This is a genomic window from Novosphingobium sp. IK01, assembly GCF_033242265.1.
In the GTDB taxonomy this organism is placed as follows: Bacteria; Pseudomonadota; Alphaproteobacteria; order Sphingomonadales; family Sphingomonadaceae; genus Novosphingobium; species Novosphingobium pituita.
In genome coordinates this window covers 1096763-1123419 of record NZ_BTFW01000001.1, presented here as the reverse complement: position 1 = coordinate 1123419, position 26657 = coordinate 1096763, and the positions used below count along the sequence as shown (strand labels likewise).

Below are 26657 nucleotides of genomic sequence, written 5' to 3'. Positions count from 1 at the left end.
TTTTTGCATGTCTTCAGTCGTTCCCTTGCCCGATCTGGCCGCAACGCAGGCCTTTGCCCGGCGCCTTGCTCCCCTGCTGCGCGCGGGCGATGTGCTGGCCCTCGAAGGGACGCTGGGGGCCGGCAAGACCACGCTGGCGCGCGCCCTGCTCGAAGCGCTGGGTCACGAGGGGGAGGTGCCTTCGCCCAGCTTCACCATCGTCGAGGCCTATGATCCGCCCGCCGTGCGCCTGCCGGTGGTTCATGCCGATTTCTACCGGTTGAACGACCCGGCTGAGGCCGAGGAGATCGGGCTGGACGATTATCGGTATGGCGCGGTGCTGATCGCCGAATGGCCCGACCATGCCGGGGGGTTTGCCCACGAGGCCGGGTGTTTGACGCTGCGTCTGGAAATAGCGGAAAACGGGCGGCAGGCCATTGTCTTGCCGGGCACTGGCTGGCTAGAGCGTTTGCCATGAGCAGCGATCTTCCGATGGGAATCGAGGCGTTCCTGGCCCATGCGGGCTGGGCGGGCGCCGCAATCGAACCTTTGCCCGGCGATGCCTCGTTCCGCCGCTATTTCCGCGTGGTGCGAAGCGATGGCAGCAGTGCGATGCTGATGCACGCGCCCCCGCCGCAGGAAGACCCGCAGCCGTTCCTGCGCGCGGCGCGCTGGCTCGACGCCAATGGCTTGCGCGCGCCCGCGATTCTGGCTGAAGATGCGGGCAATGGCTGGGTCTTGCTCGAAGATTTCGGGAATGTCCGTTGCCGCGAATATCTCGACGCCTGGCCGCAGGATGAAGACGCGGTCTATCGCGCGGCGATCGACGTTCTGGTCGAGCTGGCACACCTGCCTGCCGGGCCGTTCACGGCCTATGGCATGAGCGAGTACTTGCGCGAGGTGAAGCTGTTCATCGAATGGTTCTGCCCGGCGCGCGCGCTCTATGTCGATGTGGAGGGCTGGCAGAAGGCCTGGGAAGAAGTGCTCGCGCCCTTGCTGCCCAACCAGCGCCCCGGCGTGACCGTGCTGCGCGATTATCACGCCGAGAACATCATGCTGCTCGGCGGGCTCGAAACGCAGGGCCTGCTCGACTTTCAGGACGCGCTGACCGGCCATCCGGCCTACGATCTCGTCTCGCTGTTGCAGGACGCGCGGCGCGAGGTCTCGCCCGAGCTTGAGGCGCGCATGTTCGACTACTACGTCGAAAAGGCGCAGCCGCAGGGGGATTTCCTCGCCGACTATGCCCGGCTGGGCGCGCAGCGGAACACCAAGATCGTGGGCATTTTCGTGCGCCTGTGGAAGCGCGACGGCAAGCCGCGCTATCTCGATTATATCCCGCGTGTCTGGGCCATGCTCGAACGCGATCTGGCCCATCCCGCGCTCGCCCCGGTGGCGCGCTGGTTCGATGCCAATATCCCGGCTGACTTGCGCGATCCGGCGCGGCGTCTGGGCGGGGAGTTTGCGGCATGAGCAAGCCTCTGGTTTCCGATACCGCGATGGTGCTGGCGGCCGGGATCGGCAAGCGGATGCGCCCGCTCACCGTCAGCCGCCCCAAGCCGCTCGTGCGCGTGGCGGGCAAGGCGCTGATCGACCATGCGCTCGACAAGCTGTCGGAGGCGGGCGTGACGCGCGCGGTGGTCAATGCCCACTATCTGGCCGACCAGCTCGAAGCCCATGTCCTGATGCGCGAGGCCCCGGCCATCGCCGTTTCGGACGAGCGCGAGGCCTTGCTCGAAACCGGCGGGGGCCTCGTCAAGGCGCTGCCGCTGATCGACCGGGAGACGTTCTTCTGCCTCAACAGCGACAATATCTGGCTCGACGGGCCGCGCAATGTCTTTGCCGCTCTGTCCGATGCCTGGGACCCGGCGCGGATGGACGCGCTTTTGCTGATGGTCAGCCATGCGCAGGCCTTCAACTATGCCGGGCCCGGTGATTTCCATCTCGATCCCATGGGCCTTGTCGCACGGCGCAAGCCGGGGCGGGTGGCACCCTATATCTTCACCGGCATCCAGATCGTGTCGCAGCGGCTCTTGCGCGATGCGCCGCAAGGGGCGTTCTCGACCGGGATCTTGTGGGACCGGGCGATTGCCGAAGGGCGGCTCTATGGCCTGCCCCATACCGGGCTGTGGTATGAGGTGGGCGCGCCCGAGATGATCGCGCCGACCGTTCAGGCGCTCACCGGAGCGTGAGCAGCCGGGGCGCAAGCGTCTATACCATCGCCGCCCATCGCGGCTTTGCCGATGCCCTCGTGGCCGGGCTTTTGCCGCGCTATCGCGAGGACACGTTCGGCCTTGCGCGGCTCACCCTGCTGTTGCCCAGCCAGCGCGCGGTGCGCAACCTGACCGAGGCCTTTGTCCGCGCCTCGGGCGGGGGGCTGCTGCTGCCGCGCATGGCGGTGGTGGGCGACCTCGATCTCGACGAGACCCTGGGCGCCCTGCTCGATCCGCTGGGCGGGGGCAGCGTGGCGCCGCCTGCCTGCGATCCGGTTTTCCGGCTCTTGCGGCTGGCCGAATTGCTGCGCGGGGAATTGCAGGCCGAAGGCATCGTGCGGGGCGAAGCCGGGCTGGTCCGTCAGGCGCGCAGTCTCGCCCAGTCGCTCGACCGCATGGCCGCCGAGGATGTCGCGCCCGAGCAATTGCTCACCATCGACATGCTGCCCGAGCTGGCCGAGCACTGGCAGGACAGCCTGCGCCTGTTCGCACGGGTGCAGATGCGCTGGCGCTTTGAACTGGAGGAGCGCGGACAGGTCGACGCGCCGGTGCGGCGCAATCTCCTGCTCGATCATGCCGCGCAGGCCTGGCGCTTGGCGCCGCCGCCGTTTCCGGTGATCGCCGCCGGGGTGACTTCGGGCGCGCCCGCGATTGCGCGGCTGTTGCGCACGGTCGCCGACCTGCCGCAAGGGGCGGTGGTACTGCCCGATCTCGACCTTGCGCTCGATCCTGCTGTCTGGGACGCACTGGGGCAGGCGGGGGCGAGCGAGGAGGACGCCGAAACGGGGGAGCCGGGCCCGGTGTTCGGGCGCGGGGACCAGCTCACCCACCCGCAGTATCACCTCAAATTGCTGCTCACCCGCATGGGCCTGACGCGCGAGGACGTGAAGCCGTGGCACCGTGCCGGGATGTCCGCCGCGCCCCCTGCGCGCAGCCGGGCGATTTCCAACCTGTTCCTGCCGCCCGAGGCGAGCACGGCGTGGATCGACCTGCCGCCGGGCGACCGGCGCTTTACCGGCGTGCGCCTGATGCGCAGCACCCACCCGGAAGAAGAAGCACAGGCGATTGCCGTTCTCGTGCGGCAGGCGCTGGCCCAGCCCGAACGCCGGGTGGCGGTTGTCACCCCCGATCGTGGGCTGGCCTCGCGCGTGATTGCGCATCTCGAACGCTGGAACATCGCGGCTGACGATACCGCCGGGCGGCCCTTGCCCCAGACGGTGGCCGGGCGCCTGTTCCTGCAACTGGCGCAAGTGCGCGCGGAACGCTGCGCGCCTGTCGCCCTGCTGGCGCTGCTCGGCCATCCGCTGGTCATGGCCGGTGAGGCGCGCGCAGCCTGGCTGGAGCGCGTGCGGCAACTCGATCTGGTCTTGCGCGGGCCCCGTCCGGGCCCCGGACTGGAGCCGATCCGCGAGGCCGTGCGCGAGCGCGAAAAGCGCTATCCGGGCCTTTCGGCCTGGTGGGACGGGGTCGAACTGCTGCTCCTGCCGCTGCTCGGCGCGAGTGGGCTGGAACAGGACGATGGCTTGCCGCTGGCCGCCACGCTGACCATGCTGGCCGATCTGGCCGAAACGCTGGCGGGCGCAAGCATCTGGGGCAATGCCGACGGGCGCGCGCTGGCGCAGTTTGTCGAGCAATGGCGCGAGGCGGCGGCACAGGCGGGCAGCCTGCCGGTCGACCCGCGCGAGATCCCGGCGCTCTTGCGCGATGCGATGGACGAGGTTTCGGTGCGCCCGCCCTATGGCGGCCATCCGCGTCTGGCGATCTATGGCCTGCTCGAAGCGCGGATGAGCCGGGCCGACCTCGTGATCTGCGCCGGGATGACCGAAGGCTCGTGGCCCGCCGCGCCCACGCCCGATCCGCTGCTGGCCCCGCCGATCCTGCGCGCGCTGGGCATTCCGGGGGCCGATTTCCGCATTGGTCTTGCCGCGCACGATCTGGCCGCGATGCTCGGCGCGCCTGAAGTCGTGCTCAGCTATGCCGAGCGCGATGCCAGCGGCCCGGCGATCCCTTCGCGCTTTTTGCTGCGCGTCCACGCCCTACTCGACGAGGAGGACGTGGTCTGGGAAACGGACTCGGTGCAATGGGGCAAGGCGCTCGACCATGCGGCGCAAGGCCCGGCGTATCGCCGCCCCCGGCCCCTGCCGAGCCGCGACCAGCGGCGGGTCGATATTGCGGTGACCGCGCTCGACCGCCTGCGGTCCGACCCGTACCAGTTCTATGCCGCGTCGATTCTGGGGCTCAAGACGATTGACCCGCGCGACGCCGATCCGACCCCGGCCTGGCGCGGGACGGCGGTTCACGCCATTCTCGAAGCCTGGCACCGCGCGGGCGCGCCGCCGGGCGAGCTGATCCCGCTGGCCGAACGCGCGCTGGCGCAGATGAGCGCGCATCCGTTCATGCGCAGCCTGTGGCGTCCGCGCCTGCTCGCCGCGCTCGGCTGGATCGAGGACGAACAGGATCGTCTGGCGGGCGAGGGCCGCGATGTTGCCGCGTTCGAATGCTGGGGCGAAACACGGGTGGAGGGCGTGCGCATCTTTGGCCGCGCCGACCGGATCGACCGGCTGGCCGATGGCACCCTGGCGATTGTCGACTACAAGACGGGCACCCCGCCATCGGGGCGGATGGTGCAGGAAGGCTTTGCCCTGCAATTGGGGCTGATCGGCCTGATCGCGCAAGAGGGCGGCTTCCGCGACAAGGACGGCAAGTTGCGCGTGGAGGGCGACTCTTCGCGCTTTGAATACTGGTCGCTGGCCCGCGATCCCAAGGGTGGCGGCTTTGGCTTCATGCGCGAGCCGATCCTCGAAGGGCGGCGCAAATCGGGCATCCCGCGCGAGGATTTCCTGCCCGAGACGCGGCGCTTTCTTGAAGAGGCGATTGCCCGGTGGATCCTGGGCACGGAGCCGTTCACCGCGCGGCTCAACCCCGATCTGCCCGGCTATGCCGACTATGACCAGTTGATGCGGCTCGAAGAATGGCAGGGCCGTGATGGGCGCGATGATGAAGGGCGGGACGCATTGTGAGCAAGGTCTATCCGCTTCAGGGCAACCAGGCCCGCGCGGTCGCGCCTGATCGCACGGTCTGGCTTTCCGCCTCGGCAGGCACGGGCAAGACGCAGGTGCTGTCCGCGCGCGTGCTGCGCTTGTTGTTGCAGCCCGATGTCGAGCCGGAGAATATCCTGTGCCTGACCTTCACCAAGGCGGGTGCGGCGGAAATGGCCACGCGCGTCAACGATGTGCTGGCGCGCTGGGTGCGGATGCCCGATGTGGAGCTGTTTGCCGATCTGGAGGCGATTGGCGCGCAGGCCGGGTCCGACAAGCTGGCACGCGCGCGCAGCCGCTTTGCCGCCGTGCTCGATTGCCCCGGCGGCGGCCTGCGGATCGAGACGATCCACGCCTTTTCGCAGTGGCTGCTCTCGGCCTTTCCGGTCGAATCCGGGCTTTTGCCGGGCACGCGGGCGATGGAGGATCGCGACCGCGAGCTGCTCGTGCGCGAGGTGCTCGCCCAGATGTTGGTCGAGGCCGAGGAGCATGGCGACGAGGGCCTGCTCGACGCCCTCGCGCTGCTGGCGCTGCGGATGGATCAGGGGAGCGTCATCGGCTTCCTGCTGCGCTGTGCCTCGGCCATTGAGCTGTGGACCGGGCCGACCGGCTGGCAACTGCCGCTGCGTCCGCAGATCAATCAGTTGCTGGGGCTTGAGGCCGACGAGGACGGCAGCGATCTGGCCGCGTTCTGTTCGGACGAGGCCTTTGACGTTGCCTCGGTGCGCCGCTGCATGGAGGCCAATGCCGCCTGGGGCACGAAGACCGGGATCGACGCGGCCAACATGATGGGCGATTGGCTGGCCTGCAATCCGCAGGCGCGGCTCGCCGGGATCGACGACTTTGCCAAGCTGTTCCTGACCGGCAAGGGCGAGGCCAAGTCGACCCGCAACATCGACAAGCACGAACCGGCCTATGGCGACTATCAGGCCCGCGTGATCGCCGGGATCGCCGCCTTGCGCGAGCGGGCGGCGCTCTTGGCACTGGCCGAGCTGCTTGATCCGGCGCTGACCGTCGGGCGGCGTTTTGCCCTCGCGTGGGACGCGGCCAAGGCGCGCGAAGGATTCATCGATTTCGACGACCAGATCCGCGCCGCGGCCTCGCTTTTGACCGAGCGGGCCTCGGCAGAATGGATCCGCTTCAAGCTCGACCGGCGTTTCGACCATGTGCTGGTCGACGAGGCGCAGGACACCAACGAGGCGCAATGGCGCATCGTGCTCAAGGGGCTGGTCGACGATTTCTTCAGCGGCGAGAGCGAGCGCGCACGCACGCTGTTCGTGGTGGGCGACTACAAGCAGGCGATCTTCGGTTTTCAGGGCACCAGCCCGGAAAATTTTGCCAAGGCGCGCGAGCAGGTGCGGCGCGAACTGGCCGGGCTGGCAGAGGCCACCGGCGAGGAAACACGCAAGCTGCTCTCGCTTGGCCTTGGGCAATCCTATCGCACGGCGATGCCGATTCTGGCGTTTGTCGACCGCGCGATCCAGACCATCGGCCCCGAGCGGTTCGGCCTGCCCGAGGCGCCCGAGCAGCATGTGGGCGACATGCGCCCCGGTCTCGTGCGGCTCTGGCGCACGGTCGGCGATGGCTCGGACGAGAGCAGCGAGGATGACGACGCGCCCGAGGCCGGGGAGGAGGGCGCGGAAAACTGGCTCTCGCGGCCCGACCGCGATCTGGCCGACCGGCTGGCGCGGCAGGTGCGGCTCTGGATCGACACCGGATACCCGCTGCACAAGGGCAAGCCGCGCAATGCCGGTCCGGGCGACATCATGGTCCTCGTGCGCAAGCGCAAGGATCTGGCCGGGCTGATCGTGGCGCGGCTTCATGCCCATGGCGTGCCGGTGGCGGGCGTCGATCGCTTGCGGCTTGGGGCGCCGCTGGCGGTCAAGGACCTGATGGCCGCGCTGCGGTTCTGTGCGCAGCCGTTCGACGACCTCAACCTTGCCAATCTGCTGGTCTCCCCGCTGATCGGGTGGAGCCAGGAAGACTTGCTCGCGCGCGGCTATCGCAAGGACGGGGTGCGGCTGTGGAGCCATCTGGCCGCCTCGCGCGATCCGGCCACGGTCGAGGGTGTCGAGCGGCTGCTCGACCTGTTGCGCCGCGCCGATTACGAACCGCCTGCGTCGTTGCTGCACTGGTTGCTGGTGGGCCCTTGGCAGGCGCGCTATCGCCTTGTCGCGCGACTGGGGCGCGAGGCCAACGACCCCATCGACGAACTGCTCAATGCGGCGATGGCCTATGCCTCGGGGCAGGTGGCCAGCCTCGTCGGCTTCATCCAGTGGTTCGACAGCGGCGATGGCGAGTTGAAGCGCGAGGCCGGGCAGGCCGCCAATCTGGTGCGGGTGATGACCGTCCATGGCTCGAAGGGGCTTCAGGCGCCCATCGTGATCCTTGCCGATGCCGCCGACGACCCGGACGCGAGCATGGCGCGCGGGGGCGAACTGCACGAGCGCGTTGTCGTGCCCGGACAGGCCGCGCGCGCGGTGCCGCTGCCGCCCTTGCGCAAGGCCGAGAAAGCGGGCCCCGTGCGCGCCGCGCAGGAAAAAGCCGCGCTCGAGGAGCGGGCCGAACACTGGCGCCTGCTCTATGTGGCGCTGACCCGCGCCGAAGAGGCGCTGTTCATTGCCGGCGCGCGGCCCAAGAGCCGCAAGGACTTGCCTGCCGACAGCTGGTATGCCCGCCTGCAACCGCTGTTCGAGGGCGGCGAGGATGAGGAAGACGGCTGGGCGCCCGATCCGATCTGGGACGGTGCGCGCGATATCGGCATGGCCGGGCCGCCGGTTTCGCAGGGGTATCAGCCCGCCACCTCTCTGGGCCTGCCGCTCCTGCCGCCGGTCCTGACCACCCCCATCGGCCCCGAACCACGCCCGCCGCGCCCGCTCGCCCCTTCGGCGCTGGGCGACGACGAAGCCCCCGATCCGCCCACGCAGCCGGGGCCGGGGGCCTTGATGGCGGCGCGGCGGGGAACGCTGATCCACCGCCTGATCGAACGGATGCCCGCCGTGCCGCGTGACGAGCGCGAGGAGGCCGCGCGCGGCTGGCTGGCGCGGCAGGCCGCCGATTTTGCGCCAGATCAGCACGAGGACATGGTGCGCGCGGCCTGTGCCGTGCTCGACCATCCCGACTGGCAGGGGGTGTTCGGGCCGCAGTCGCTCGCCGAAGTGCCGCTGGCGGCGGTTGTCGAGGGGCGCGTGGTCTCGGGCAAGATCGACCGCCTGCTGATCGAGGACGAGCGCGTGCTGATCGTCGACTTCAAGACCGCGCGGCGTCCGCCAGCACGGCTCGAAGAGGTGCCGGTGGCGACTTTGCGCCAGATGGCGGCCTATGCCGCGGCGCTCAGCGCAATCCATCCGGGCCGCCGGGTCGAGGCCGCGCTCCTTTATACCCATGCGCCGCACCTGATCGCGGTTCCGCCCGGGGTTCTGGCGCTCCATCGGCCCCAGCCTGTCTAGATTTGCCTCGCGGGGGACGAGCAAAGCTTTCTGCACTGCGTGGTTGTCAGGGCCGCGCCAGCGCCTAGATACTGTTCCAAACGTTCAAAGGAGTTCTGTTTCATGTCGACCAAGGCCGTCACCGACGCCAGCTTTTCCGCCGATGTCCTCGAATCGGGCAAGCCCGTGCTCGTCGATTTCTGGGCCGACTGGTGCGGTCCGTGCAAGATGATCGCCCCGGCGCTCGAAGAAATCGCCGGGGAACTGGCTGACAAGGTGACCATCGCCAAGGTGGACATCATGGAAAACACCGCCACGGCCAGCAACTTTGGCGTGCAGTCGATCCCGCTGCTGATCCTCTTCAAGGATGGCAAGCCGGTCGCCCAGAAGCTGGGTGCGGCGCCCAAGAGCCAGCTCAAGGGCTGGCTGGAAAGCGTTCTCTAAGGCCCTTTCTCCTCCCCGCTCGCGGGGAGGCGGACCGCTCGCGTAGCGGGTGGTGGAGGGGTTCCTCCCCTCCGTCAGGCCTTCGGCCTGCCACCTCCCCACGGTGTGAGGAGGATCTTTGGGGCACTGCTGTTGCTCCTCCCCGCGTGCGGGGAGGGGGACCGCTCGCGTAGCGGGTGGTGGAGGGGGGCCTCCCCTCCGTCAGGCCTGTGGCCTGCCACCTCCCCACGGTGTGGGGAGGATCTTTGGGGCACTGCTGTTGCTCCTCCCCGCGTGCGGGGACGGGGACCGCCCGCGTAGCGGGTAGTGGAGGGGTTTCTACAGGTCGCGCAGGCGCTGGGCCATGGCGTCGAACAGGGCCGGGCTCGATGCGGCGATCAGCCCGCGCTGGCCGATCTGGTCGACGCGATAGGGTGTGCCGTCTGGCCTTGCCGCCTTGCCGCCCGCCTCGTTGACGAACAGCACCCCGGCGGCATGGTCCCAGGGCAGGGTGCGCTCGAAGATCGAGACATCGTTTACCCCCAGCACCAGACGCGGATATTGCTCGGCCGCGCAGCGCGGAATGTCGACCACGGTGTAGTGGGGCAGGATGTGCTGGCGCATCGCCTCGCGCCGGGTGGCGTCCATGAACACGGTGGAAATCGCGGCGACGGGCGGGGTCTGTCCGGTCGTTTGCGCGCGCACCGGCTTGCCATCGACAAAGGCACCGCGACCGTCTTGCGCGGTACACAGACGGCGCGTGAGCACGTCGTAGATCCAGCCTGCCACGCAGACGCCATCATGCGCCAGCGCGATCAGCACGCCGAAGGGCGGGCGCCCGGCGGCGAAATTGTTGGTGCCATCGAGCGGGTCGATGATCCAGCACAGGCCCTGTTTGAGCCGCTCGAACACCGACGGATCGGCATGGGCGGCTTCCTCGCCCACGATCCGTGCCTCGGGCAGGATGCGCGCGAGGCCCTCGGCCAGCAGGCGTTCGGCATGGGTGTCGGCCACGGTTACCACGTCGTCGGCGGCCTTGGCGGTCACGTCGTGTTCGGCAAGCTGGCGATAGCGCGGGGCGATGGCTTCGTCGGCCACGCTGGCGATCAGGGCTGAAACAGCCTGGTCGAGCGCGGGAGTCCAGCTCATGTGAAGGGGACCGCGGCGATGTCCTGAAAACCGGGGCGCGTGCGCAGGCGGGCCATCCAGTCTTCGACATGGGGCAGCGAGGGGCGCTCGACGGGGAGGTGGAACCAGGTGTGGGCATAGGTGCCCATCGGGATGTCCGCGACACCGAAGCTGTCGCCCGAGAGCCAGGGCGTGCGGGCCAGTTGTGCGTCGAGCAGGGTCATCAGCTCGGCGCAGGCCGCCGCCGATTTGGCCACGACCGGATCAGAGCCGTCCTTGCCGCCGCGCACGCAGCCCAGGAACGCCTCGCGCTGGGCGTCGGCATAGAGGAACTGCCAGTCCATCCACTGATCACCCTGCGCGCGCACGGCCGGATCGGCAGGCCACAGCGCCGGAGCATGGGCGGCGAACAGGTAACGCAGGATCGCGTTCGATTCCCACACCACAACATCACCATCCTCGATCATCGGGACCAGATGGTTGGGGTTCTTGGCGAGATAGTCGGGCGTGTAGCCGAATTTCCCGCCCATCTCGCGCCGTTCGAAGGGCAGGCCGCATTCCTGCGCGGCCCAGACCACTTTCTTGACGTTGTGCGAATTGATGCGGCCCCAGATGATCAGCATGGTCTTGTTTTAGCTCCGGTAGTCGGCGTTGATCGAGATGTAGCCGTGGGTGAGGTCGCAGGTCCAGACCGTGGCGCGGCCTTCGCCAAGGCCCAGATCGACCGTGATGGCGATTTCGCGGCCCTTGAGGTGGGCGGCAACGGGCGCTTCGTCGTAGTCGGCGACGGGCTGGCCGTCCCTGGCCGTCCAGATGCCGCCAAAGCCGATCGACAGACGGTCGCGATCCGCCGGTTCGCCTGCCTTGCCCACGGCCATGACCACGCGGCCCCAGTTGGCGTCCTCGCCTGCGATGGCAGTCTTGACCAGCGGCGAATTGGCGATGGCCAGGCCCACGGTGCGCGCGCTGGCGTCCGAAACAGCGCCCGTGACGCTGACCGCGATGAACTTCTGCGCGCCTTCGCCATCCTTGACGACGAGGTGGGCGAGCTGGCGGCAGATGTCCTCGATGGCGGCGGCAAAGGCATCGGCGCCAGCATCGGCCCGGCTGGTGAGCGGGGCATTGCCCGCCTTGCCGGTGGCAAAGGCCAGCACGGTGTCGCTCGTCGAGGTGTCGCTGTCGACGGTGATGCACGAGAACGTGCGGGTGTTGGCCGCCGACAGGCATTCCTGAAGGAAGGCGGGCGAAACGGCGGCATCGGTGAAGATGTAGCCGAGCATCGTGGCCATGTCGGGCGCGATCATGCCCGAACCCTTGATGATCGCGCTCAGGGTCACGGTGGTTTCGCCGATCACCGCCTGCGCGGTTGCGCCCTTGGCGAACGTGTCGGTCGTGCCGATGGTGTTCGCGGCCTCTTCCCAGGTGCAGGGCTGGGCAAGGAGCGCGGCTTCGATCCCGGCGCGGGCCTTGTCCTTGGGCAAGGGCACGCCGATCACCCCGGTCGAGGACACGAAGACCTGCTCGCGCGGGCAGCCGCGGTGGGCGGCGACCTGATCCATGATCGCCTCGACCGCCTCGCGCCCGCGATAGCCGGTGAAGGCATTGGAATTGCCCGCATTGACGACGAGCGCGCGGGCCATGCCTTGCGCCACGTTCTGGCGGCCCAGTTCGACCTCGGACGAGCAGCAGACATTGCGGGTGAAGACCCCGGCCACCGCCGTGCCTTCATCGAATTCCACATACGTCAGGTCGCAGCGGCCCCAGTCCTTGTATCCGGCGCGGGCCACGCGCGGGGTGACCCCGGCAATCGCGGGGAGGGCGGGGAAGGGCGAGGCGAGCGGGGAAATGGCGTCGGACATGGCGCCGTTCCCTAGCGGCTTGGCCGGGCGGCGTCCATGGGTGAGAAAGGCGAGCGGCATAGGGGAAGAAGGGGGGAATTTCGTCGTTTCGGGTGGACGTTTCGCTGCGGCTTGCCTATCTCAAAGCGCAATGCGGTTTCTGCTTGTCCTGTTTGCCCTGCTCAGCGGCCTGTCGCTGCCCGAGGTGGCCAATGCCACCACGCGCACCGAAGTGGCCGGATGCGCGGCTGTGGCGAGCGTTTCGGCAGCCGCGCCGACGGCCTGCGTGGTCGCTGCGGCGCGGGTCATGGCGGCCCGTCCGGTGTTCGATCCCGCGCAGGGGGTGCTGCCTGCATCGGCGCGACCTTTCGGTCTGGCGCCGGGCCTGCCGCATCGTTCGGACCGCGCGCGGGAATGAGCCGCGCCTGAGGGCGGCCTTGCGCGCCCTGTCCTGATTTGGGCTGTCCTGATTTGGGGGCCCTGCCTTTGCTGTGCGGGCACCAATCCTTGTCTTTCGCGTTGCCGGTTCCATGCGCGCGCCCTTTGAGGCCCTCGCGCCCGGCTTTGCCGCCACCATCACATGCATCTCATGCATCGCATAACGGGGAACCACCGCCATGTTCGGCGCACTTGCCAAGTCCATTTTCGGTTCGTCCAATGATCGTTACGTCAAGTCGCTCGACAAGCAGGTGAAGAAGATCGCCGCCTTCGAGGACACCATGAAGGCGATGAGCAACGAGGAACTGGCCGCCCAGACGGTCAAGTTCCGGGGCCAGCTCGAAGCGGGAGCGACCCTCGACGACCTCCTGCCCGAAGCCTTTGCCACCGTGCGCGAGGCGGCGGTGCGCGCGATGGGGATGCGCCATTTCGACGTGCAGATGATCGGCGGCATCGTGCTGCACCGGGGCGAGATCGCCGAAATGCGCACCGGCGAGGGCAAGACTCTGGTCGGCACGCTGGCGGTCTATCTCAACGCGCTCGAAGGCAAGGGCGTTCACGTGGTGACCGTGAACGACTATCTCGCCCGCCGCGACGCCGAGACGATGGGCGTGCTCTATGAATTTCTGGGCCTGACGGTCGGCGTGATCGTGCCCAACCTCAACGAGTACGAGCGCCGTCAGGCCTACGAGGCCGACATTACCTATGCCACCAACAACGAACTGGGCTTCGACTACCTGCGCGACAACATGAAGCACGAGCGCTCGCAGATGGTGCAGCGCCCGTTCAACTTCGCGATTGTCGACGAAGTGGACTCGATCCTGATCGACGAGGCACGTACCCCGCTGATCATTTCGGGGCCGACCGACGACAAGAGCGAACTTTATGTGTCGGTCGACGCGGTGGTCAAGCAGATCGACCCCGAGCTTTACGAGGCCGACGAGAAGACCAAGAGCATCACGCTGACCGAAGACGGCGTGGAATGGGTCGAGCGTCGCCTTGAGGAAGCCGGCATACTGGTCGGCTCGAACCTCTACGATGTCGAGAACACGATGGTCGTCCACCACCTCGACCAGGCGCTCAAGGCCAATGTCATGTTCAAGCGTGACATCGACTACATCGTCAAGGACGACAAGGTCGTGATCATCGACGAGTTCACCGGCCGCATGATGGATGGCCGGCGCTGGTCGAACGGTCTGCACCAGGCGGTCGAGGCCAAGGAAGGCGTCAAGATCGAGCCGGAAAACCAGACCATGGCCTCGATCACCTTCCAGAACTATTTCCGCATGTACCCCAAGCTGGCGGGCATGACCGGCACCGCCGCGACCGAGGCGACCGAGTTCTTCGAAATCTACAAGATGAACGTCGTCACCATCCCGACCAACCTGCCCGTGAAGCGGATCGACGAGGAGGACGAGTTCTACAAGAACACGCTCGACAAGTTTGCCGCCATCGCCCGCCTGATCCGCGAGAAGAACGAGATCGGCCAGCCGGTGCTGGTCGGCACGGTCTCGATCGAGAAGTCGGAACTGCTCAGCGAGTTCCTCACCCGCGAGGGCGTCAAGCACGCGGTGCTCAATGCCCGCTTCCACGAGATGGAAGCCCATATCGTGGCCCAGGCCGGGCGCCTTGGCGCGGTGACCATCGCCACCAACATGGCCGGGCGCGGGACCGACATCAAGCTGGGCGGCAACCTCGAATTCCGCATCGATGACGAGCTGCGCGACGTGCCCGAAGGCCCCGAGCGCGAGGCCGCGATTGCCCGCATGGCCGCCGAGATCAACGCCGAAAAGGCCAAGGTTCTCGAGGCTGGCGGCCTGTGCGTGATCGGCACCGAGCGCCACGAAAGCCGCCGCATCGACAACCAGCTGCGTGGCCGTTCGGGCCGTCAGGGCGATCCGGGGCTGTCCAAGTTCTATCTGTGCCTCGAGGACGACCTCCTGCGCATCTTCGGGCCCGACACGCTGTTTGCCCGCATGATGAATTCCAACCTTGCCGACGGCGAGGCGATCGGTTCCAAGTGGCTGTCCAAGGCCATCGAGAACGCGCAGAAGAAGGTCGAGGCGCGCAACTACGACATCCGCAAGCAGGTCGTTGAATACGACGACGTGATGAACGACCAGCGCAAGGTGATCTACGAGCAGCGCTCGGACATCATGGACGCGCAGGCGGTCGACGATGTCGTGCTCGACATGCGCCACGAGACGATCAACGCCATCGTTGGCGATGCCTGCCCGCCCGGTTCCTATCCCGAGCAGTGGAACGTCGAAGGCCTCAAGGAGCGCGTCGCCGAAGTGCTGGGCATGACCCCGCCGATCGACGACTGGCTGGAGGAAGACGCGGTCGAGCCCGACCTCATCAGCGAGCGCCTGATCGCGCTGGCCGATGCCCACATGGCCGCCAAGCTCGAAACGGTCGAGCCAGAGACCTGGCGCGGCCTTGAAAAGTCTATCCTGCTCGAACGCCTCGACCATCACTGGAAGGAGCATCTGGCGACCCTCGATGCGCTGCGTCAGGTGGTCTACTTGCGCGCCTATGCCCAGAAGACGCCGATCAACGAATACAAGCAGGAAGCCTTCGGCCTGTTCGAGAAGATGCTCGACGGAATCCGCGAGGATGTGACGCGCATCCTGATGATCAGCGAGATCCGCATGCAGCCGATCGACCAGATGGGCGATTTCCAGCTTCCCGAACTGCCCGATTTCCTCACCAGCCATATCGATCCGTTCACCGGCGAGAACGATGCCGTGCCCCAGGTTCCGGGGGCGGCGGCGATGCTGGGGGCGCTGGGCGGCGGTCTTGGTGGCAGCGGCTTTGGCGGCGCGGCCCCGGCTCCCGTTCCCGGACAGGACCCCTATGCGGGGCAGGGCGTGAACCGCAATGCGCCGTGCCCGTGCGGCTCGGGCCAGAAGTACAAGCACTGCCACGGCGTGGCGGCCTGACACGGCGCATCGCGCCACCCGGACATAATACGAAAAGGCCCGCCACAAGACCGGCGGGCCGCACATGCAGGAGCCCTTTGTGGACAAGACGATCAAGTTGACCTTTAGCGAAGACGAAGCCGAGATGCTGGTCGATGCTCTCGAAGTGGACCTCGAAGGCTACCTCGAATCGGCCAAGGAAGCGCGCGGCAACGGCAACCGCGCCGATGTCGAGACGTTCACCGAAGCGGCTGACCGCATCGGCAAGCTGATCGCCAAGATCCGCGCCAAGCTCGACTGATCCTCCCCGGACTGCGCGAGCCTGAATAAAAAAGGCCCCGGCTGATCCAGCCGGGGCCTTTTTCGTGTCATGCTCTGGCGCGCAGGCTCACCACAGGTGGGCGCGCTTGTCGGGCGCAATGTACATCGCGTCGCCCGGCTTGATGCCGAAGGCCTGATACCAGCCCTCGATATTGGGCAGCGGGCCAAGGATGCGGAAACGCGGCGGGCTGTGCGGGTCGGTCGTCACCTGGCTGCGCAGGAAATCCTCGCGCGCGCGCGAACGCCAGGCCTGCGCGAACGAGAGGAAGAACCGCTGGTCGCCGGTCAGTCCGTCGATCAGCGGGGCCTCGTGGCCGCCCAGCGCGGTGTGATAGGCCACCAGCGCGACCTGAAGCCCGGCCAGATCGGCGATGTTCTCGCCCATCGTCAGGCCCGGATTGATGAACGATCCGGGCGCGACTTCGAATTTTGCATATTGCGCGCCGAAGACTTTGGCCTCGGCGTCGAAGCGGGCGCCGTCCTGCGCGGTCCACCAGTCGGTAATCGCGCCGCTGGCGTCGATCTTGCGGCCCTGGTCGTCGAAGCTGTGGCTGATCTCGTGGCCGATGACCGCGCCGATGGCGCCATAGTTGACGGCCAGATCGGCCTTGGGATCGAACAGCGGGGGCTGAAGGATGCCTGCCGGGAACACGATCTGGAGCTTAGCCCCGGCATTGTAGGCGTTCACGATCTGCGGGTTCATGCTCCACTTGGCGCGGTTGACCGGCTTGCCGAGGTCTTCCATGGCATAGGCCGCATTGAACGCCGCGCCGCGCACGATATTGCCATAGAGATCGTCGGCCCTGATCTCCAGCCCGTCATAATTGCGCCAGACATCGGGATAGCCGACCATGACGTCGATTTTCGCGAGCTTGTCGAGGGCGGCCTGCTTTGTGGCTGGTTCCATCCAGGTGTTGGCATTGATCCGCACGACGAAGGCCTTGCGCAGGTTCGCCACCAGATCCTGCATCTGCGCCTTGGCTTCGGGCGGGAAGTATCGGGCAACATAGGCCTGCCCGGCCAGTTCGCCCAGTTGCGCGTTCACCAGCGCGATCCCGCGCTTCCAGCGCGGCTTGATCTGGTCGACGCCGCTGAGCGTGCGGGCAAAGGCGAACTGGCTGTCGACCATCGCATGGGTCAGGTAGGGGGAGGCATCGTCGGCCATGTGGAAGACCTGCCAGAGCCGCAGCGTGTCGAGGCTGGTCTGGTCACAGAGCTTCGCGAGGTCGGCAATCGCGCTCTTCTCGCGCACGATCATGCGCTTTTGCGGGGGAACCTTGCCGCCCTCGAAGAAGGCCGCCCAGTCGAAGCCGGGGGCAAAGGCTTTCAGTTCGGCAAGGCTCATCGGGTTGTTGGTGGCGTTGCGGTCGCGGCGGCGGGCCACGTCCCAGCTCAGGCTGGCGATCGAGGTCTCGAAGGTCAGGATTGCCTGCGCGCCGGCCTCGGGGTTCTTTTCGCCCACGGCCTTGAGCGTGCGGGCGATATAGGCGAGGTAGGCGCCGCGCTGGCGGGCGAAGCGGGGCAGCAGGTAATAGTCGCGGTCGGGCAGGCCAAGGCCCGACTGGCCCAGGGTCAGTACCGATTGCGTGGCGTCTGCCGTGTCGGGCCCGACGTAGAAGCCGAACAGGCTGTTGCCCAGGCCATAGTGCGCCGCGCCCATCGCGCGGGCGAAGGCGGTCTTGTCGGACAGCGCGCGTATCGGCGCCAGATCGGCCAGCAGCGGGGCGAGGCCGCGCTTTTCGATGGCCGCCTCATCGAGGAAGCTGGCGTAGAGCGCGCCAACCTTGCCATTGCGCGGGGCCTGCTCGACGAGCGCGCGCATCTGGCCCTGAACCTGCTCGTCCATCAGCGCGAGCGTGCCGATCTGCGGACGGTCGGCGGGGATCGGCGTGCGCGCCTTCCATGCGCCGTTGGCATAGGCATCGAAATCGTCGCCCGGCTTGATCGCAAGGTCGCGGCCGCTCAGATCGACGCCCCAGCCGCCGATGGGCATGGGCGCCGAGGCGGGAGCAGGGGGGGCAGGCGGGGGCGTCTGGGCGAGCGCTAGACCCGGCGTGCCGAAGGCCAGAAGGGCGGTGCAGGCCATTGTTTTGGCGCGCAGGGCCTGCCTGTTCAAACGCCGCATGTTCAAACGAGTTTCGTTCACTACCGGTCCTGTCCTTGCATTGCCTCGGTCTTGGCCGGGCATCGCGCGGGGCGCGGGCGGGCTGGTCAACCCGTGCCCGATGGACGGCACAGTGGGGTCGATCAACGACGTCGCAGCAGGGTCTTGACGCTGATCGCCACGGTGGCCTGCTTGGCGTCGAAGCCGGTTTCCTGTTCGATGTCGGTGCGGATCTGCGAGATCTGGCTGTCAGGCAGGTGCTCGATGCCGATGAATTCGCCGCGTGCGCCTTCGAGCGCGCGGATCAGTTCGTCGAGCTTGGCCTGCATGGCTGCCGCGTCGCGGTTCTGGGCGTTCTGGATCACGAAGACCATCAGGAAGGTGACGATGGTGGTCCCGGTGTTGATCACCAGTTGCCATGTATCGGACCAGCCGAAGATCGGCCCGGAAATGCCCCAGCCCAGAATGATCACGGTGGCCAGGGCAAAGCTCGCAGGCTGGCCGGCCCAGGCCGAGATGCGATTGGCAAAGGCGGTGAAAAGCCGGTCCATTGCAGGAAGTTCCTTGTCTTGATCGGGGTTTTTGTCGGACTTTCTGGTAAGCGATCAGGACGGCAACGATAAGCCGGATTTCGGTGCTGCGTGCGCTGTGCGAGGCCTATGCGGCTGACGACGCGCAGGAGGCTTTCCCGAGGTTTCAGAACATATCTGCATGGCCCGGTATGCAGGCGGGCGGGGCTCGCCGTTGCCGCCTTTGTCGCAGGGCGCGGGATCAGGAAAATCCTGCCGCTATTTCAGCCTGTTTGGGGACATCCGGGCCAGAATGCGGGCCAGTTCCCGGCGCGGGCGCATGAAGAGGGCGGGGGCTGAAAACAGCCGCTGCTTGACATCGATCAGCGTGACCGGCCCCGCGCCCGAGAGCGTGTGCAGGCCATCAAGAAAGGGCGCCGCCGCAGCGGGCGGGCGCAGCAGGCCCCGTTCGCTGGCGACCAGTCCGGTTTCGTCGATGCGCTCGATGGAGAGCAAGCGGATCGCGCAGCCATAGGAGTGCGTGCAGTCCTGCACCGGCAGCACGATCTGGCCGTCGATATGTACCACCGGTCCGGCCGGGCGCACCCCGCGCGGGTCGATCCGCAGCGGATTGGCCCGGTGGGGTGTCCACGGACCGGTCAGGTCGGGGGCCCAGGCGGCATGAAGATGGGTGAGCCGTTCGCGGGGGGTGCCGGCGGGGGAATAGAACATCCACCAGCGATCCCCGATCCATTGCGGTGTCGCATCGAGCGCGGGCAGGTCGATCCTGCCGACCCGCTCCCACTCGAAGGGAAAAGCGCGCGCGCGATAGAGCCACTGGCCACCGCTCGCGCTGGTTTCGGGGATCATCCATGTTGCGCCGTCATGCTCGACCAGCAGCGGATAGGAGACATGCCAGGGCTCGCGCAGGACTTCGCGCGTTTCGAGCACGCGCAGCGAGGCATCGAGCACATGGACGGCGATGGCGCCATGGGCGCTGCGGTAATCGAACGTCTCGACGAAGACGTGGAGCAGGCCATTGCGCCAGATCCCGAACGGGTCGGCGGAAAATTGCAGGGCGGGTGCGGCAGGCAGCCAGTGGCAAGGCAGGCCATCGAGGCTGCCTCGCCGGATGATCGTATCGACAGAGGCTCCAACGACCATGGGTCGCCAGATGTCCTTCTTCCATTCCATCGCGCCGCGTCAGCCGCCCATGCCTTGAGAGTCCCGGTCTCATGTGGATGTTTTCCATCGCTTCCCTGCTGCTGCGCGGAGCAATGGTCAATCCTGCCGCGCCATCATTTTTGTCGCCGCTTGGGACAGAATGGCCGTGCCGGGGATAAAGGAAGGTCCGATGACGGAAACAAAAAAGCCGGCCCGAAGGCCGGCTCTTGCAAACCGCTGGAAACCAGCGGTTTAAATGGTCGGGGAGAGAGGATTCGAACCTCCGGCCCCTGCCTCCCGAAGACAGTGCTCTACCAGGCTGAGCTACTCCCCGACCGGAGCGGTTCGGGCTAGGCCGTCCCCGCTGGGCAGGGCCGCCCTATATGCGGGGGATTCCGGGCGCGCAAGCTTCGTTTTTCAAAAACTTATCAACAGCTTAGAAAAATATGTAAAAACAGTGACTTGGCCTGTTTGCGGGCAATATGCGGGCCAGCGTGTTGGCCTGCGGGCGGGGGCGGACTATGCATTGCGGCCATGACGATGGCTTCCGAATCCCGCTCTGCCGCCCAGAATATTCATTATGAAGGGCAATATCTCGACCTCATGCGCCGCATCTGGGAGCATGGTGACGAACGCATGGACCGGACCGGGGTGGGGACGCGCGCGGTGCTGGGCGCACAGTTGCGGTTCGACCTTGCCGACGGGCGCGTGCCGCTGCTGACGACCAAGCGCGTGTTCTGGAAAACGGCGACCCGCGAATTCCTGTGGTTCCTGACCGGGGATACCAATATCCGCGCGCTTTGTGCGCAAGGGGTGGAGATCTGGACCGACTGGCCGCTCGACCGGTATCGCCGCGAAACCGGCGAGGCGATCAGCCGCGAGGCCTTTTCGCAGCGGATCGTGGCTGATGAAGCCTTTGCCGCGCGCTGGGGCGATCTGGGCCCGGTCTATGGCAAGCAGTGGGTCGATTGGCCGGTCTATGAGCCGGCGGGCGAGGAGGGGCTGTTCCGCCGCCGCCCGCAAGGGATCAACCAGGTGGCCCAGCTGATTGCGGGGCTGCGCAGCAATCCGGGCGGGCGCCGCCATATCGTCGAGGGCTGGAACGTGGCCGAACTGGACGCGATGGCGCTGCCGCCGTGCCACAAGACCTATCAGTTTCATGTCGCTGGCAATCGCCTCTCCTGCGTGCTCTATCAGCGCAGTTGCGACGTGGTGCTGGGTTTGCCGTTCAACTTGTGGGGTGCTGCGCTGTTTGTGCACATGGTGGCGCAGCAATGCGACCTTGAACCGGGCGAACTGGTGTGGATGGGCGGGGACACCCATCTCTATCTCAACCATGCCGATCTGATCGCCGAACAACTGACGCGCGTGCCCGCGGGCGCGCCGCGTCTGACCATCGCGCGCCGCCCCGAGACGATCTTTGACTATCGGATCGAGGATTTTTCGGTCGAGGGCTACCATCCGCAAGGGCATCTTTCCGCGCCGGTTGCGGTTTGAGCGCGCGGGTCACAGGAAAATGCACCTGTGACGATGCGATTTTGGCCCCGTGTTTCCGGGCACTTTCCCAGTAATCCACAGCTCGTTGTAAAAATTGTGCGGGTCAGTTTGTTGACAGAAATGCGAGGGGCGCATAGAGGCCGCCTCACCCCAAGGGAAGTGCGGGTGTAGCTCAGTTGGTTAGAGTGCCGGCCTGTCACGCCGGAGGTCGCGGGTTCGAGCCCCGTCACTCGCGCCACTCCCTTGGGGATGCCGTTTCACGGCGTCAGCTTTGGAAAGGGTCAAATCTTTCCATTCGGTTGTTTTTCTCACGAAAAATTGCCGGTTGACAGTGAAATGGACGCGCCTTAGAGGCGCGGCATTCCAAGATGCGCGGGTGTAGCTCAGTTGGTTAGAGTGCCGGCCTGTCACGCCGGAGGTCGCGGGTTCGAGCCCCGTCACTCGCGCCACTTGGATCGCACAAGAAGGCCCCCGAAAGGGGGCCTTTTTTGTTGCGCGCAAGGCGGGCGATCTTGCGCCAGATAATGGGGTCCAAGGGGCAATGGCCCCTTGCTGTTCTCTTTTCTTTTTTATTTTTGACGGGCTCTCAGCCCCAGCGCCCGGTTTCCATCCAGATCAGGAAACGGCGCAAGGGCAGCAGCCAGATCGTCCCGAGGACGAGATAGACGGGTGCTTGGGCGAGAATCGGCAAGGCTCCGATCCATGGCGAAAGCCCCATGATCACCCCGGCATAGACCATCAATCCCGCCAGCAGCAGCAGGATGCCCACCGGCTTGCGCCATGTCGGGGTGGGGGGAATCAGAATGGACCGTAGAGGCGCGTGGGCGTGACCACGGCGCGCAAGGGGTGGTCGTGGGCCTCGTGGGGGAGGGCGTCGACGCATTGCGCGTCCCAGCCCATGCCGATCGCGGTGGCGCCGGGGTTGGCGGAAAACCAGCGGTCGTAATGGCCGCCGCCCTGGCCCAGGCGCGCGCCCTGCGCCGTAAAGCCGACGAGGGGCACGAACAGTACGTCCGGGGTCATTTCCGGCGCATGGGCGGGGGGCTGTTTGACGCCCCAGGGATCGGCTTCGAGATCTTCTTCGAGCGGAGGCACCTGCCACTGGCGGAACTGCATCGGCGCTTCGCGCGTGGCAAACCAGGGCAGGGCGACCGCGTGCCCGGCTTCATGGAAGAACGCCGCATAGCTTGCTGCGGGGGCTTCCCAGCGCCCGGCATTGTAGACGCCGATGACCGCGTTTGCGGGGATCAGGTCGAGCAGCGGGGCGGGTGGTCGGCGAAACAGCAGGGCGCGGGTGCGCGGATCGAGCCCTTCGACATGGGCGCGGCGCGCGGCGCGCAACCGGCTGCGCAGCGCCTGCTTTTCGGCTGCCGCCTGCTTGTCGGTTACGGCGTCCGTTTTGGCAGCGGCTTCTTCGGAAAAGGGGGGTGACGGGCCCACCATGGGTCGTTCTCCGGGAAAATCCTCTGACGCCTCAACGTCAGGTGGGGACCATGTGCCTGTGCCAGGGCCCAGGTAGGGACAGCCCCCTTGGATTTGCTTATAGCCTCAGGGATGTTTCATGCGGCGCGTGCCGGGCAGAACCCGTCAGGGACTGATCTAGGCGATGGTCTCGCCCGGCTCAAGGGGAGCGGCCAGATTTTGCGCGAGTTTTTCGATCCGCTCGGCAAGGCCTGCCACGCGGGCGACCAGTTCGGGCGGCGGTTCGACCGTAGTGGTGACGGGCTCCGGGGCTGGGCGGCTGTGCAGTTCGTGCAGTTCGTCGGCAAGCATGAGCGAGGCAAACAGCATCATGCGCGCCTCGCCCTGGTTGGCGATCGTGCCCATGCGTCGCACGCGCTCGTCGATCATCCGGCCGAGCATCTCGACATGGGCTTCCTCGCCGCTGGCCACCGCAATCGTCAGCGCCCGGCCGCCAATGTCCAGTGTCACGTTGGTCATCTGCATGGCTGGATCGCGATCCTTGAAGGGAGCAGGGGGTGAGGCGTCGTTGTCGATGGTGCCGATTTATTGGGGCAGGCTGGAAAGCAGCAGGTCGAGTTGTTGCAACTGGGCATCGACCCGTTCCTTGAGCTTGTGGTGACGGGTCTTGAGTTCGCTCAGTTCGACCTGGGTCGACTGCGCCTTTGCGGCCTGGGTCTCGCGCTCGTTCATGCGCTGGGCGACCGCGCCTTCGAGGCGGGCCAGCGCCAGTTCGATCCGTTCAACTGCGGAAAAAAGGTCTGAAGTGCCATTTGGTATAGCCATGGCTTCACCGGTATCACACTGGCTCGTCCCTGCAAATTCCCCCTGCGCACGGATGTGGGGAAGGATCGGTGAAGTGAAAAGCGGTCAGACTGCGCTGTCAATCGCAGCTATGGCCCAATTGCGCGCAATTCCGGGCCCCTTGTTCTTGACGCTGGCAGGCAGGGGAACCAAAGAGGCGGCGATTTATCCGAATCAACACGTACCGGCGCCCGAGCGCGCAAGGCCTCGATGTGCAAAAGGACATTAACTCGAGTATGACAAGCGATCCGACCGCGCTGGCAAACATGGCCAACGCGATCCGTGCGCTGGCGATGGACGCGGTCCAGGCAGCGGAATCCGGCCACCCCGGCATGCCCATGGGCATGGCCGACGTAGCCACTGTGCTGTGGTCGCGCTTCCTGAAGTTCGACCCTGGCGCGCCCAAGTGGGCCGATCGCGACCGCTTCGTGCTGTCGGCGGGGCACGGCTCGATGCTGCTCTATTCGCTGCTTCATCTCTCGGGCTATGCCCAGCCCACGATGGATGACATCCGCGATTTCCGCCAGCTTACCAGCCCTTGCGCCGGCCACCCGGAAAACTTCCTGCTGCCCGGCGTCGAATGCACGACCGGCCCGCTGGGCCAGGGTTTTGCCATGGCCGTGGGCATGGCGATGGCCGAACGCCACCTCAACGCCCAGTTCGGCAGCGATCTGGTCGATCACCGCACCTGGGTGATCGCGGGCGACGGGTGCCTGATGGAAGGCATCAACCACGAGGCCGTGGGCCTTGCCGGTACGCTCGGCCTTGGCCGCCTGATCGTGCTGTGGGACAACAACAAGATCACCATCGACGGCGACACCTCGCTTTCGACCAGTGAAGACATCCTTGGCCGCTATGAAGCCAGCGGCTGGCACACCGAGGATTGCGACGGTCACGATTTCGTCGACATCGAGCGCGCGATTGCCGCGGCCATGGCCGATGGCCGTCCCTCGCTGATCTCGTGCCGCACGGTGATCGGCAAGGGCGCCCCCAACAAGCAGGGCGGCCACAATGTCCACGGTTCGCCGCTGGGCAAGGACGAGATCGCCGCGGCCCGCGAATATCTGGGCTGGAGCGCGGCTCCCTTCGAGATTCCGGCGCAGATCATGGCCGACTGGCGCGCCACGGGCGATGCTGGCCGCGACCTCCATGCCGAGTGGGACGCGCGCCTCGCCGCCGCGCCGCAGGGCGCCGAATTCATGCGCCGCATGGCTGGCGAGCTGCCTTCGGGCGAGGAAGCGGGCAAGGCCTTTGCCCAGTGGCTCGAAAAGAGCCAGAACATCGCCACGCGCAAGGCTTCGGAGCTGGCGCTTGAGGTGCTGACCCCGCTCGTGCCCGAAATGGTTGGCGGTTCGGCCGACCTGACCGGCTCGAACAACACCAAGACCAAGGCCACCACGCCGTTCGGTCCGGCCGACTATGCCGGTCGCTATATCTATTACGGCATTCGCGAATTCGGCATGGCTGCGGCGATGAACGGCATGGCGCTGCACGGCGGGATCATTCCCTATGGCGGCACCTTCCTGATCTTTGCCGACTACTGCCGCAATGCGATCCGCATGTCGGCGCTCCAGCACCTGCGGGTGATCTACGTGCTCACGCACGATTCGATCGGTCTGGGTGAAGACGGCCCGACCCACCAGCCGGTCGAGACGATCATGAGCCTGCGCATGATCCCCAACCTTCAGGTCTTCCGCCCCGCCGACGCGGTGGAAACCGCCGAATGCTGGAACATCGCGCTCGCTTCGCCCGAGACGCCTTCGGTCCTCGCGCTGACCCGCCAGAACCTGCCCCAGCTGCGCCACGACGGCGCGATGCTGAGCGCGCAGGGCGCCTATCGCCTCGTTTCGGCGCAGGCCGCGCGCAAGGTCGTGCTGCTGGCGACCGGTTCGGAAGTGTCGCTGGCGGTCGATGTCGCCAAGGCGCTCGAAGAGCAGGGCATCGGCGCCGATGTCGTCTCGATGCCGAGCTGGGAACTGTTCGAGAAGCAGGACGCCGCCTACAAGGCCGACGTGCTGCCCGCGGGCGTGCTCAAGGTCTCGATCGAGGCTGGCGTGACGCTGGGCTGGCAGAAGTATGTCGGCGATGGCCTGACCATCGGCATCGACAGCTTCGGGGCCTCGGCCCCCGCGCCGGTGCTGTTCGATCACTTCGGGCTGACCGTCGCCAAGATCGTTCCCCAGGTGCTCGCCCGTCTCGGGTGAGCGCCCGGCGGGGCCGGGCGTGCAGGGCCGAACAGGCAGATAATTCTATAAATATTCCAGTCTCTTCAAATCGAGGGAGTAAGACCATGGCGACCAAGGTTGCAATCAACGGTTTCGGGCGTATCGGCCGCAATGTGGCCCGTGCCATTCTTGAACGTCCCGACTGTGGTCTCGAACTGGTGGCGATCAACGACCTGGCCAGCCCCAAGGCCAACGCGCTGCTGTTCAAGCGCGACAGCGTTCACGGCGCCTTCCCCGGCACTGTCGAGGTCGACGGCGATGACCTGGTCATCGACGGCAAGCGCATCAAGGTGACCGCCGAACGCGATCCGGCCAAGCTGCCGCACGCGGAACTGGGCGTCGACATCGCGCTCGAATGCACCGGCTTCTTCTGCGACCGTGAAGGCGGCCAGAAGCACATCGACGCGGGCGCCAAGAAGGTGCTGATCTCGGCTCCGGCCAAGAACGTCGACCTCACGGTCGTCTTCGGCGTCAACGACGACAAGCTGACCGCCGAGCACGTGATCGTCTCGAACGCGTCGTGCACCACGAACTGCCTCGCGCCGTTCGCCAAGGTGCTCAACGATTCGATCGGCATCGAGCGTGGCCTGATGACCACGATCCACAGCTACACCAACGACCAGAAGATCCTCGACCAGATCCACTCCGACCCGCGCCGTTCGCGCGCCGCGGCGATGAGCATGATCCCCACCACCACCGGCGCCGCGCGCGCCGTGGGCGAGGTTCTGCCCGAACTCAAGGGCAAGCTCGACGGTTCGGCCATCCGCGTGCCGACCCCGAACGTCTCGGTCGTCGACCTGACCTTCCAGCCCAAGCGCGACACCACCAAGGAAGAAGTCAACGCCCTGCTCAAGGCAGCGGCGGAAGGCCCGCTCAAGGGCGTTCTGGGCTATACCGAGGAACCGCTGGTCTCGATCGACTTCAACCACGATTCGCACTCGTCGACCATCGACAGCCTCGAAACCGCGGTGATCGACGGCAAGCTGGTGCGCGTGCTCTCGTGGTACGACAACGAATGGGGTTTCTCGAACCGCATGGTCGATACCGCCGGCGCGATGGCTGCGCTGATCTGATTGCCTGATTGAAGGCCCGGTTGCCCGCGCGCCTGCCTCCTTGCGAAAGGGGGCGGGGGCGGGCGCCGGGCCTTTCTCTTTCCAAAGGGGCAAATT

Annotated in this window: 22 protein-coding genes and 3 tRNA genes; 14 read left to right on the top strand and 11 right to left on the bottom strand. The window is 66.6% G+C overall.

The genetic code is table 11. The features are described from left to right. The first annotated feature begins 7 nt into the window (after positions 1 to 7). The 6 genes from tsaE (at position 8) to trxA (ending at position 9099) form a co-directional block, all read left to right on the top strand. Positions 8 to 457, top strand: coding sequence for a tRNA (adenosine(37)-N6)-threonylcarbamoyltransferase complex ATPase subunit type 1 TsaE (gene tsaE / locus SBI20_RS05350; RefSeq protein WP_317974079.1), 450 nt, complete (start codon positions 8 to 10; stop codon positions 455 to 457). Beyond that, on the top strand, positions 454 to 1449 hold the full coding sequence (locus SBI20_RS05345; protein WP_317974078.1) for an aminoglycoside phosphotransferase family protein: 996 nt from the start codon (positions 454 to 456) through the stop codon (positions 1447 to 1449). The genes tsaE and SBI20_RS05345 overlap by 4 nt, the downstream gene beginning before the upstream one ends. Then, the gene (locus tag SBI20_RS05340; RefSeq protein ID WP_317974077.1) at positions 1446 to 2168 is read left to right on the top strand and encodes a nucleotidyltransferase family protein; all 723 of its coding nucleotides are present in this window, start codon (positions 1446 to 1448) and stop codon (positions 2166 to 2168) included. Before SBI20_RS05345 ends, SBI20_RS05340 begins: the two co-directional genes overlap by 4 nt. Further along, a complete protein-coding gene (gene addB / locus SBI20_RS05335; RefSeq protein ID WP_317974076.1) occupies positions 2165 to 5209 on the top strand; it encodes a double-strand break repair protein AddB in 3045 nt (1014 codons plus the stop codon). The genes SBI20_RS05340 and addB overlap by 4 nt, the downstream gene beginning before the upstream one ends. After that, on the top strand, positions 5206 to 8676 hold the full coding sequence (addA, locus tag SBI20_RS05330; protein ID WP_317974075.1) for a double-strand break repair helicase AddA: 3471 nt from the start codon (positions 5206 to 5208) through the stop codon (positions 8674 to 8676). The genes addB and addA overlap by 4 nt, the downstream gene beginning before the upstream one ends. Positions 8677 to 8778: 102 nt before the next feature. Next, positions 8779 to 9099 (top strand): thioredoxin, encoded by a 321-nt coding sequence (trxA, locus tag SBI20_RS05325; RefSeq protein WP_317974074.1) that lies wholly within the window; start codon positions 8779 to 8781, stop codon positions 9097 to 9099. Between the two features lie 318 nt (positions 9100 to 9417). On the opposite strand, the gene SBI20_RS05320 is transcribed toward trxA, so the two are convergent. The 3 genes from SBI20_RS05320 to argJ are packed head-to-tail and all read right to left on the bottom strand — an operon-like array spanning position 9418 to position 12065. After that, a complete protein-coding gene (locus SBI20_RS05320; RefSeq protein ID WP_317974073.1) occupies positions 9418 to 10227 on the bottom strand; it encodes an inositol monophosphatase family protein in 810 nt (269 codons plus the stop codon). Next, positions 10224 to 10829 carry a glutathione S-transferase family protein gene (locus tag SBI20_RS05315; RefSeq protein WP_317974072.1) on the bottom strand — a complete coding sequence of 202 codons (606 nt, stop codon included), beginning with the start codon at positions 10827 to 10829 and terminating at the stop codon, positions 10224 to 10226. The genes SBI20_RS05320 and SBI20_RS05315 overlap by 4 nt, the downstream gene beginning before the upstream one ends. Before the next feature lie 9 nt (positions 10830 to 10838). Beyond that, positions 10839 to 12065: a bifunctional glutamate N-acetyltransferase/amino-acid acetyltransferase ArgJ gene (argJ, locus tag SBI20_RS05310; protein WP_317974071.1), complete on the bottom strand. Its 1227-nt coding sequence runs from the start codon at positions 12063 to 12065 to the stop codon at positions 10839 to 10841. 130 nt (positions 12066 to 12195) lie between these two features. Between argJ and SBI20_RS05305 the strand changes: the two genes are divergently transcribed. The 3 genes from SBI20_RS05305 (at position 12196) to SBI20_RS05295 (ending at position 15704) form a co-directional block, all read left to right on the top strand. Next, positions 12196 to 12462 carry a hypothetical protein gene (locus SBI20_RS05305; protein ID WP_317974070.1) on the top strand — a complete coding sequence of 89 codons (267 nt, stop codon included), beginning with the start codon at positions 12196 to 12198 and terminating at the stop codon, positions 12460 to 12462. A 199-nt stretch (positions 12463 to 12661) separates the two neighbouring features. After that, positions 12662 to 15424 (top strand): preprotein translocase subunit SecA, encoded by a 2763-nt coding sequence (secA, locus tag SBI20_RS05300; protein WP_317974069.1) that lies wholly within the window; start codon positions 12662 to 12664, stop codon positions 15422 to 15424. Positions 15425 to 15503: 79 nt separating this feature from the next. After that, the gene (locus SBI20_RS05295; RefSeq protein ID WP_317974068.1) at positions 15504 to 15704 is read left to right on the top strand and encodes a hypothetical protein; all 201 of its coding nucleotides are present in this window, start codon (positions 15504 to 15506) and stop codon (positions 15702 to 15704) included. 87 nt (positions 15705 to 15791) lie between these two features. On the opposite strand, the gene SBI20_RS05290 is transcribed toward SBI20_RS05295, so the two are convergent. The 4 genes from SBI20_RS05290 to SBI20_RS05275 all read right to left on the bottom strand — a co-directional run bounded on the left by SBI20_RS05290 (position 15792) and on the right by SBI20_RS05275 (position 19835). Further along, positions 15792 to 17870 carry a M13 family metallopeptidase gene (locus tag SBI20_RS05290; RefSeq protein WP_317974067.1) on the bottom strand — a complete coding sequence of 693 codons (2079 nt, stop codon included), beginning with the start codon at positions 17868 to 17870 and terminating at the stop codon, positions 15792 to 15794. A gap of 101 nt (positions 17871 to 17971) precedes the next feature. After that, positions 17972 to 18379 (bottom strand): low affinity iron permease family protein, encoded by a 408-nt coding sequence (locus SBI20_RS05285; protein WP_317974066.1) that lies wholly within the window; start codon positions 18377 to 18379, stop codon positions 17972 to 17974. A 237-nt stretch (positions 18380 to 18616) separates the two neighbouring features. After that, positions 18617 to 19501, bottom strand: coding sequence for a glucosamine inositolphosphorylceramide transferase family protein (locus tag SBI20_RS05280; RefSeq protein WP_317974065.1), 885 nt, complete (start codon positions 19499 to 19501; stop codon positions 18617 to 18619). Between the two features lie 257 nt (positions 19502 to 19758). Beyond that, positions 19759 to 19835 (bottom strand) — tRNA-Pro (locus SBI20_RS05275). A 200-nt stretch (positions 19836 to 20035) separates the two neighbouring features. Here SBI20_RS05275 and thyA point away from each other — a divergent pair. The 3 genes from thyA (at position 20036) to SBI20_RS05260 (ending at position 21447) form a co-directional block, all read left to right on the top strand. Next, entirely contained in the window at positions 20036 to 20998 is a 963-nt protein-coding gene (gene thyA, locus SBI20_RS05270; RefSeq protein ID WP_317974064.1) for a thymidylate synthase, read from the top strand. A 161-nt stretch (positions 20999 to 21159) separates the two neighbouring features. Beyond that, positions 21160 to 21236 (top strand) — tRNA-Asp (locus tag SBI20_RS05265). A gap of 134 nt (positions 21237 to 21370) precedes the next feature. After that, a tRNA-Asp gene (locus tag SBI20_RS05260) sits at positions 21371 to 21447 on the top strand. Between the two features lie 137 nt (positions 21448 to 21584). On the opposite strand, the gene SBI20_RS05255 is transcribed toward SBI20_RS05260, so the two are convergent. The 4 genes from SBI20_RS05255 to SBI20_RS05240 all read right to left on the bottom strand — a co-directional run bounded on the left by SBI20_RS05255 (position 21585) and on the right by SBI20_RS05240 (position 23245). Continuing rightward, positions 21585 to 21767: a DUF2842 domain-containing protein gene (locus SBI20_RS05255; protein WP_317974063.1), complete on the bottom strand. Its 183-nt coding sequence runs from the start codon at positions 21765 to 21767 to the stop codon at positions 21585 to 21587. A gap of 29 nt (positions 21768 to 21796) precedes the next feature. Then, positions 21797 to 22441, bottom strand: coding sequence for a 5-formyltetrahydrofolate cyclo-ligase (locus SBI20_RS05250; RefSeq protein WP_317974062.1), 645 nt, complete (start codon positions 22439 to 22441; stop codon positions 21797 to 21799). A 156-nt stretch (positions 22442 to 22597) separates the two neighbouring features. Continuing rightward, positions 22598 to 22945, bottom strand: coding sequence for a cell division protein ZapA (locus tag SBI20_RS05245; RefSeq protein ID WP_317974061.1), 348 nt, complete (start codon positions 22943 to 22945; stop codon positions 22598 to 22600). Positions 22946 to 23005: 60 nt separating this feature from the next. Continuing rightward, positions 23006 to 23245: a hypothetical protein gene (locus SBI20_RS05240; protein ID WP_317974060.1), complete on the bottom strand. Its 240-nt coding sequence runs from the start codon at positions 23243 to 23245 to the stop codon at positions 23006 to 23008. A 254-nt stretch (positions 23246 to 23499) separates the two neighbouring features. Between SBI20_RS05240 and tkt the strand changes: the two genes are divergently transcribed. Both tkt and gap read left to right on the top strand, forming a co-directional pair. Then, entirely contained in the window at positions 23500 to 25467 is a 1968-nt protein-coding gene (gene tkt, locus SBI20_RS05235; RefSeq protein ID WP_317974059.1) for a transketolase, read from the top strand. A gap of 86 nt (positions 25468 to 25553) precedes the next feature. Continuing rightward, positions 25554 to 26561 (top strand): type I glyceraldehyde-3-phosphate dehydrogenase, encoded by a 1008-nt coding sequence (gene gap / locus SBI20_RS05230; RefSeq protein ID WP_317974058.1) that lies wholly within the window; start codon positions 25554 to 25556, stop codon positions 26559 to 26561. Positions 26562 to 26657: the final 96 nt, after the last annotated feature.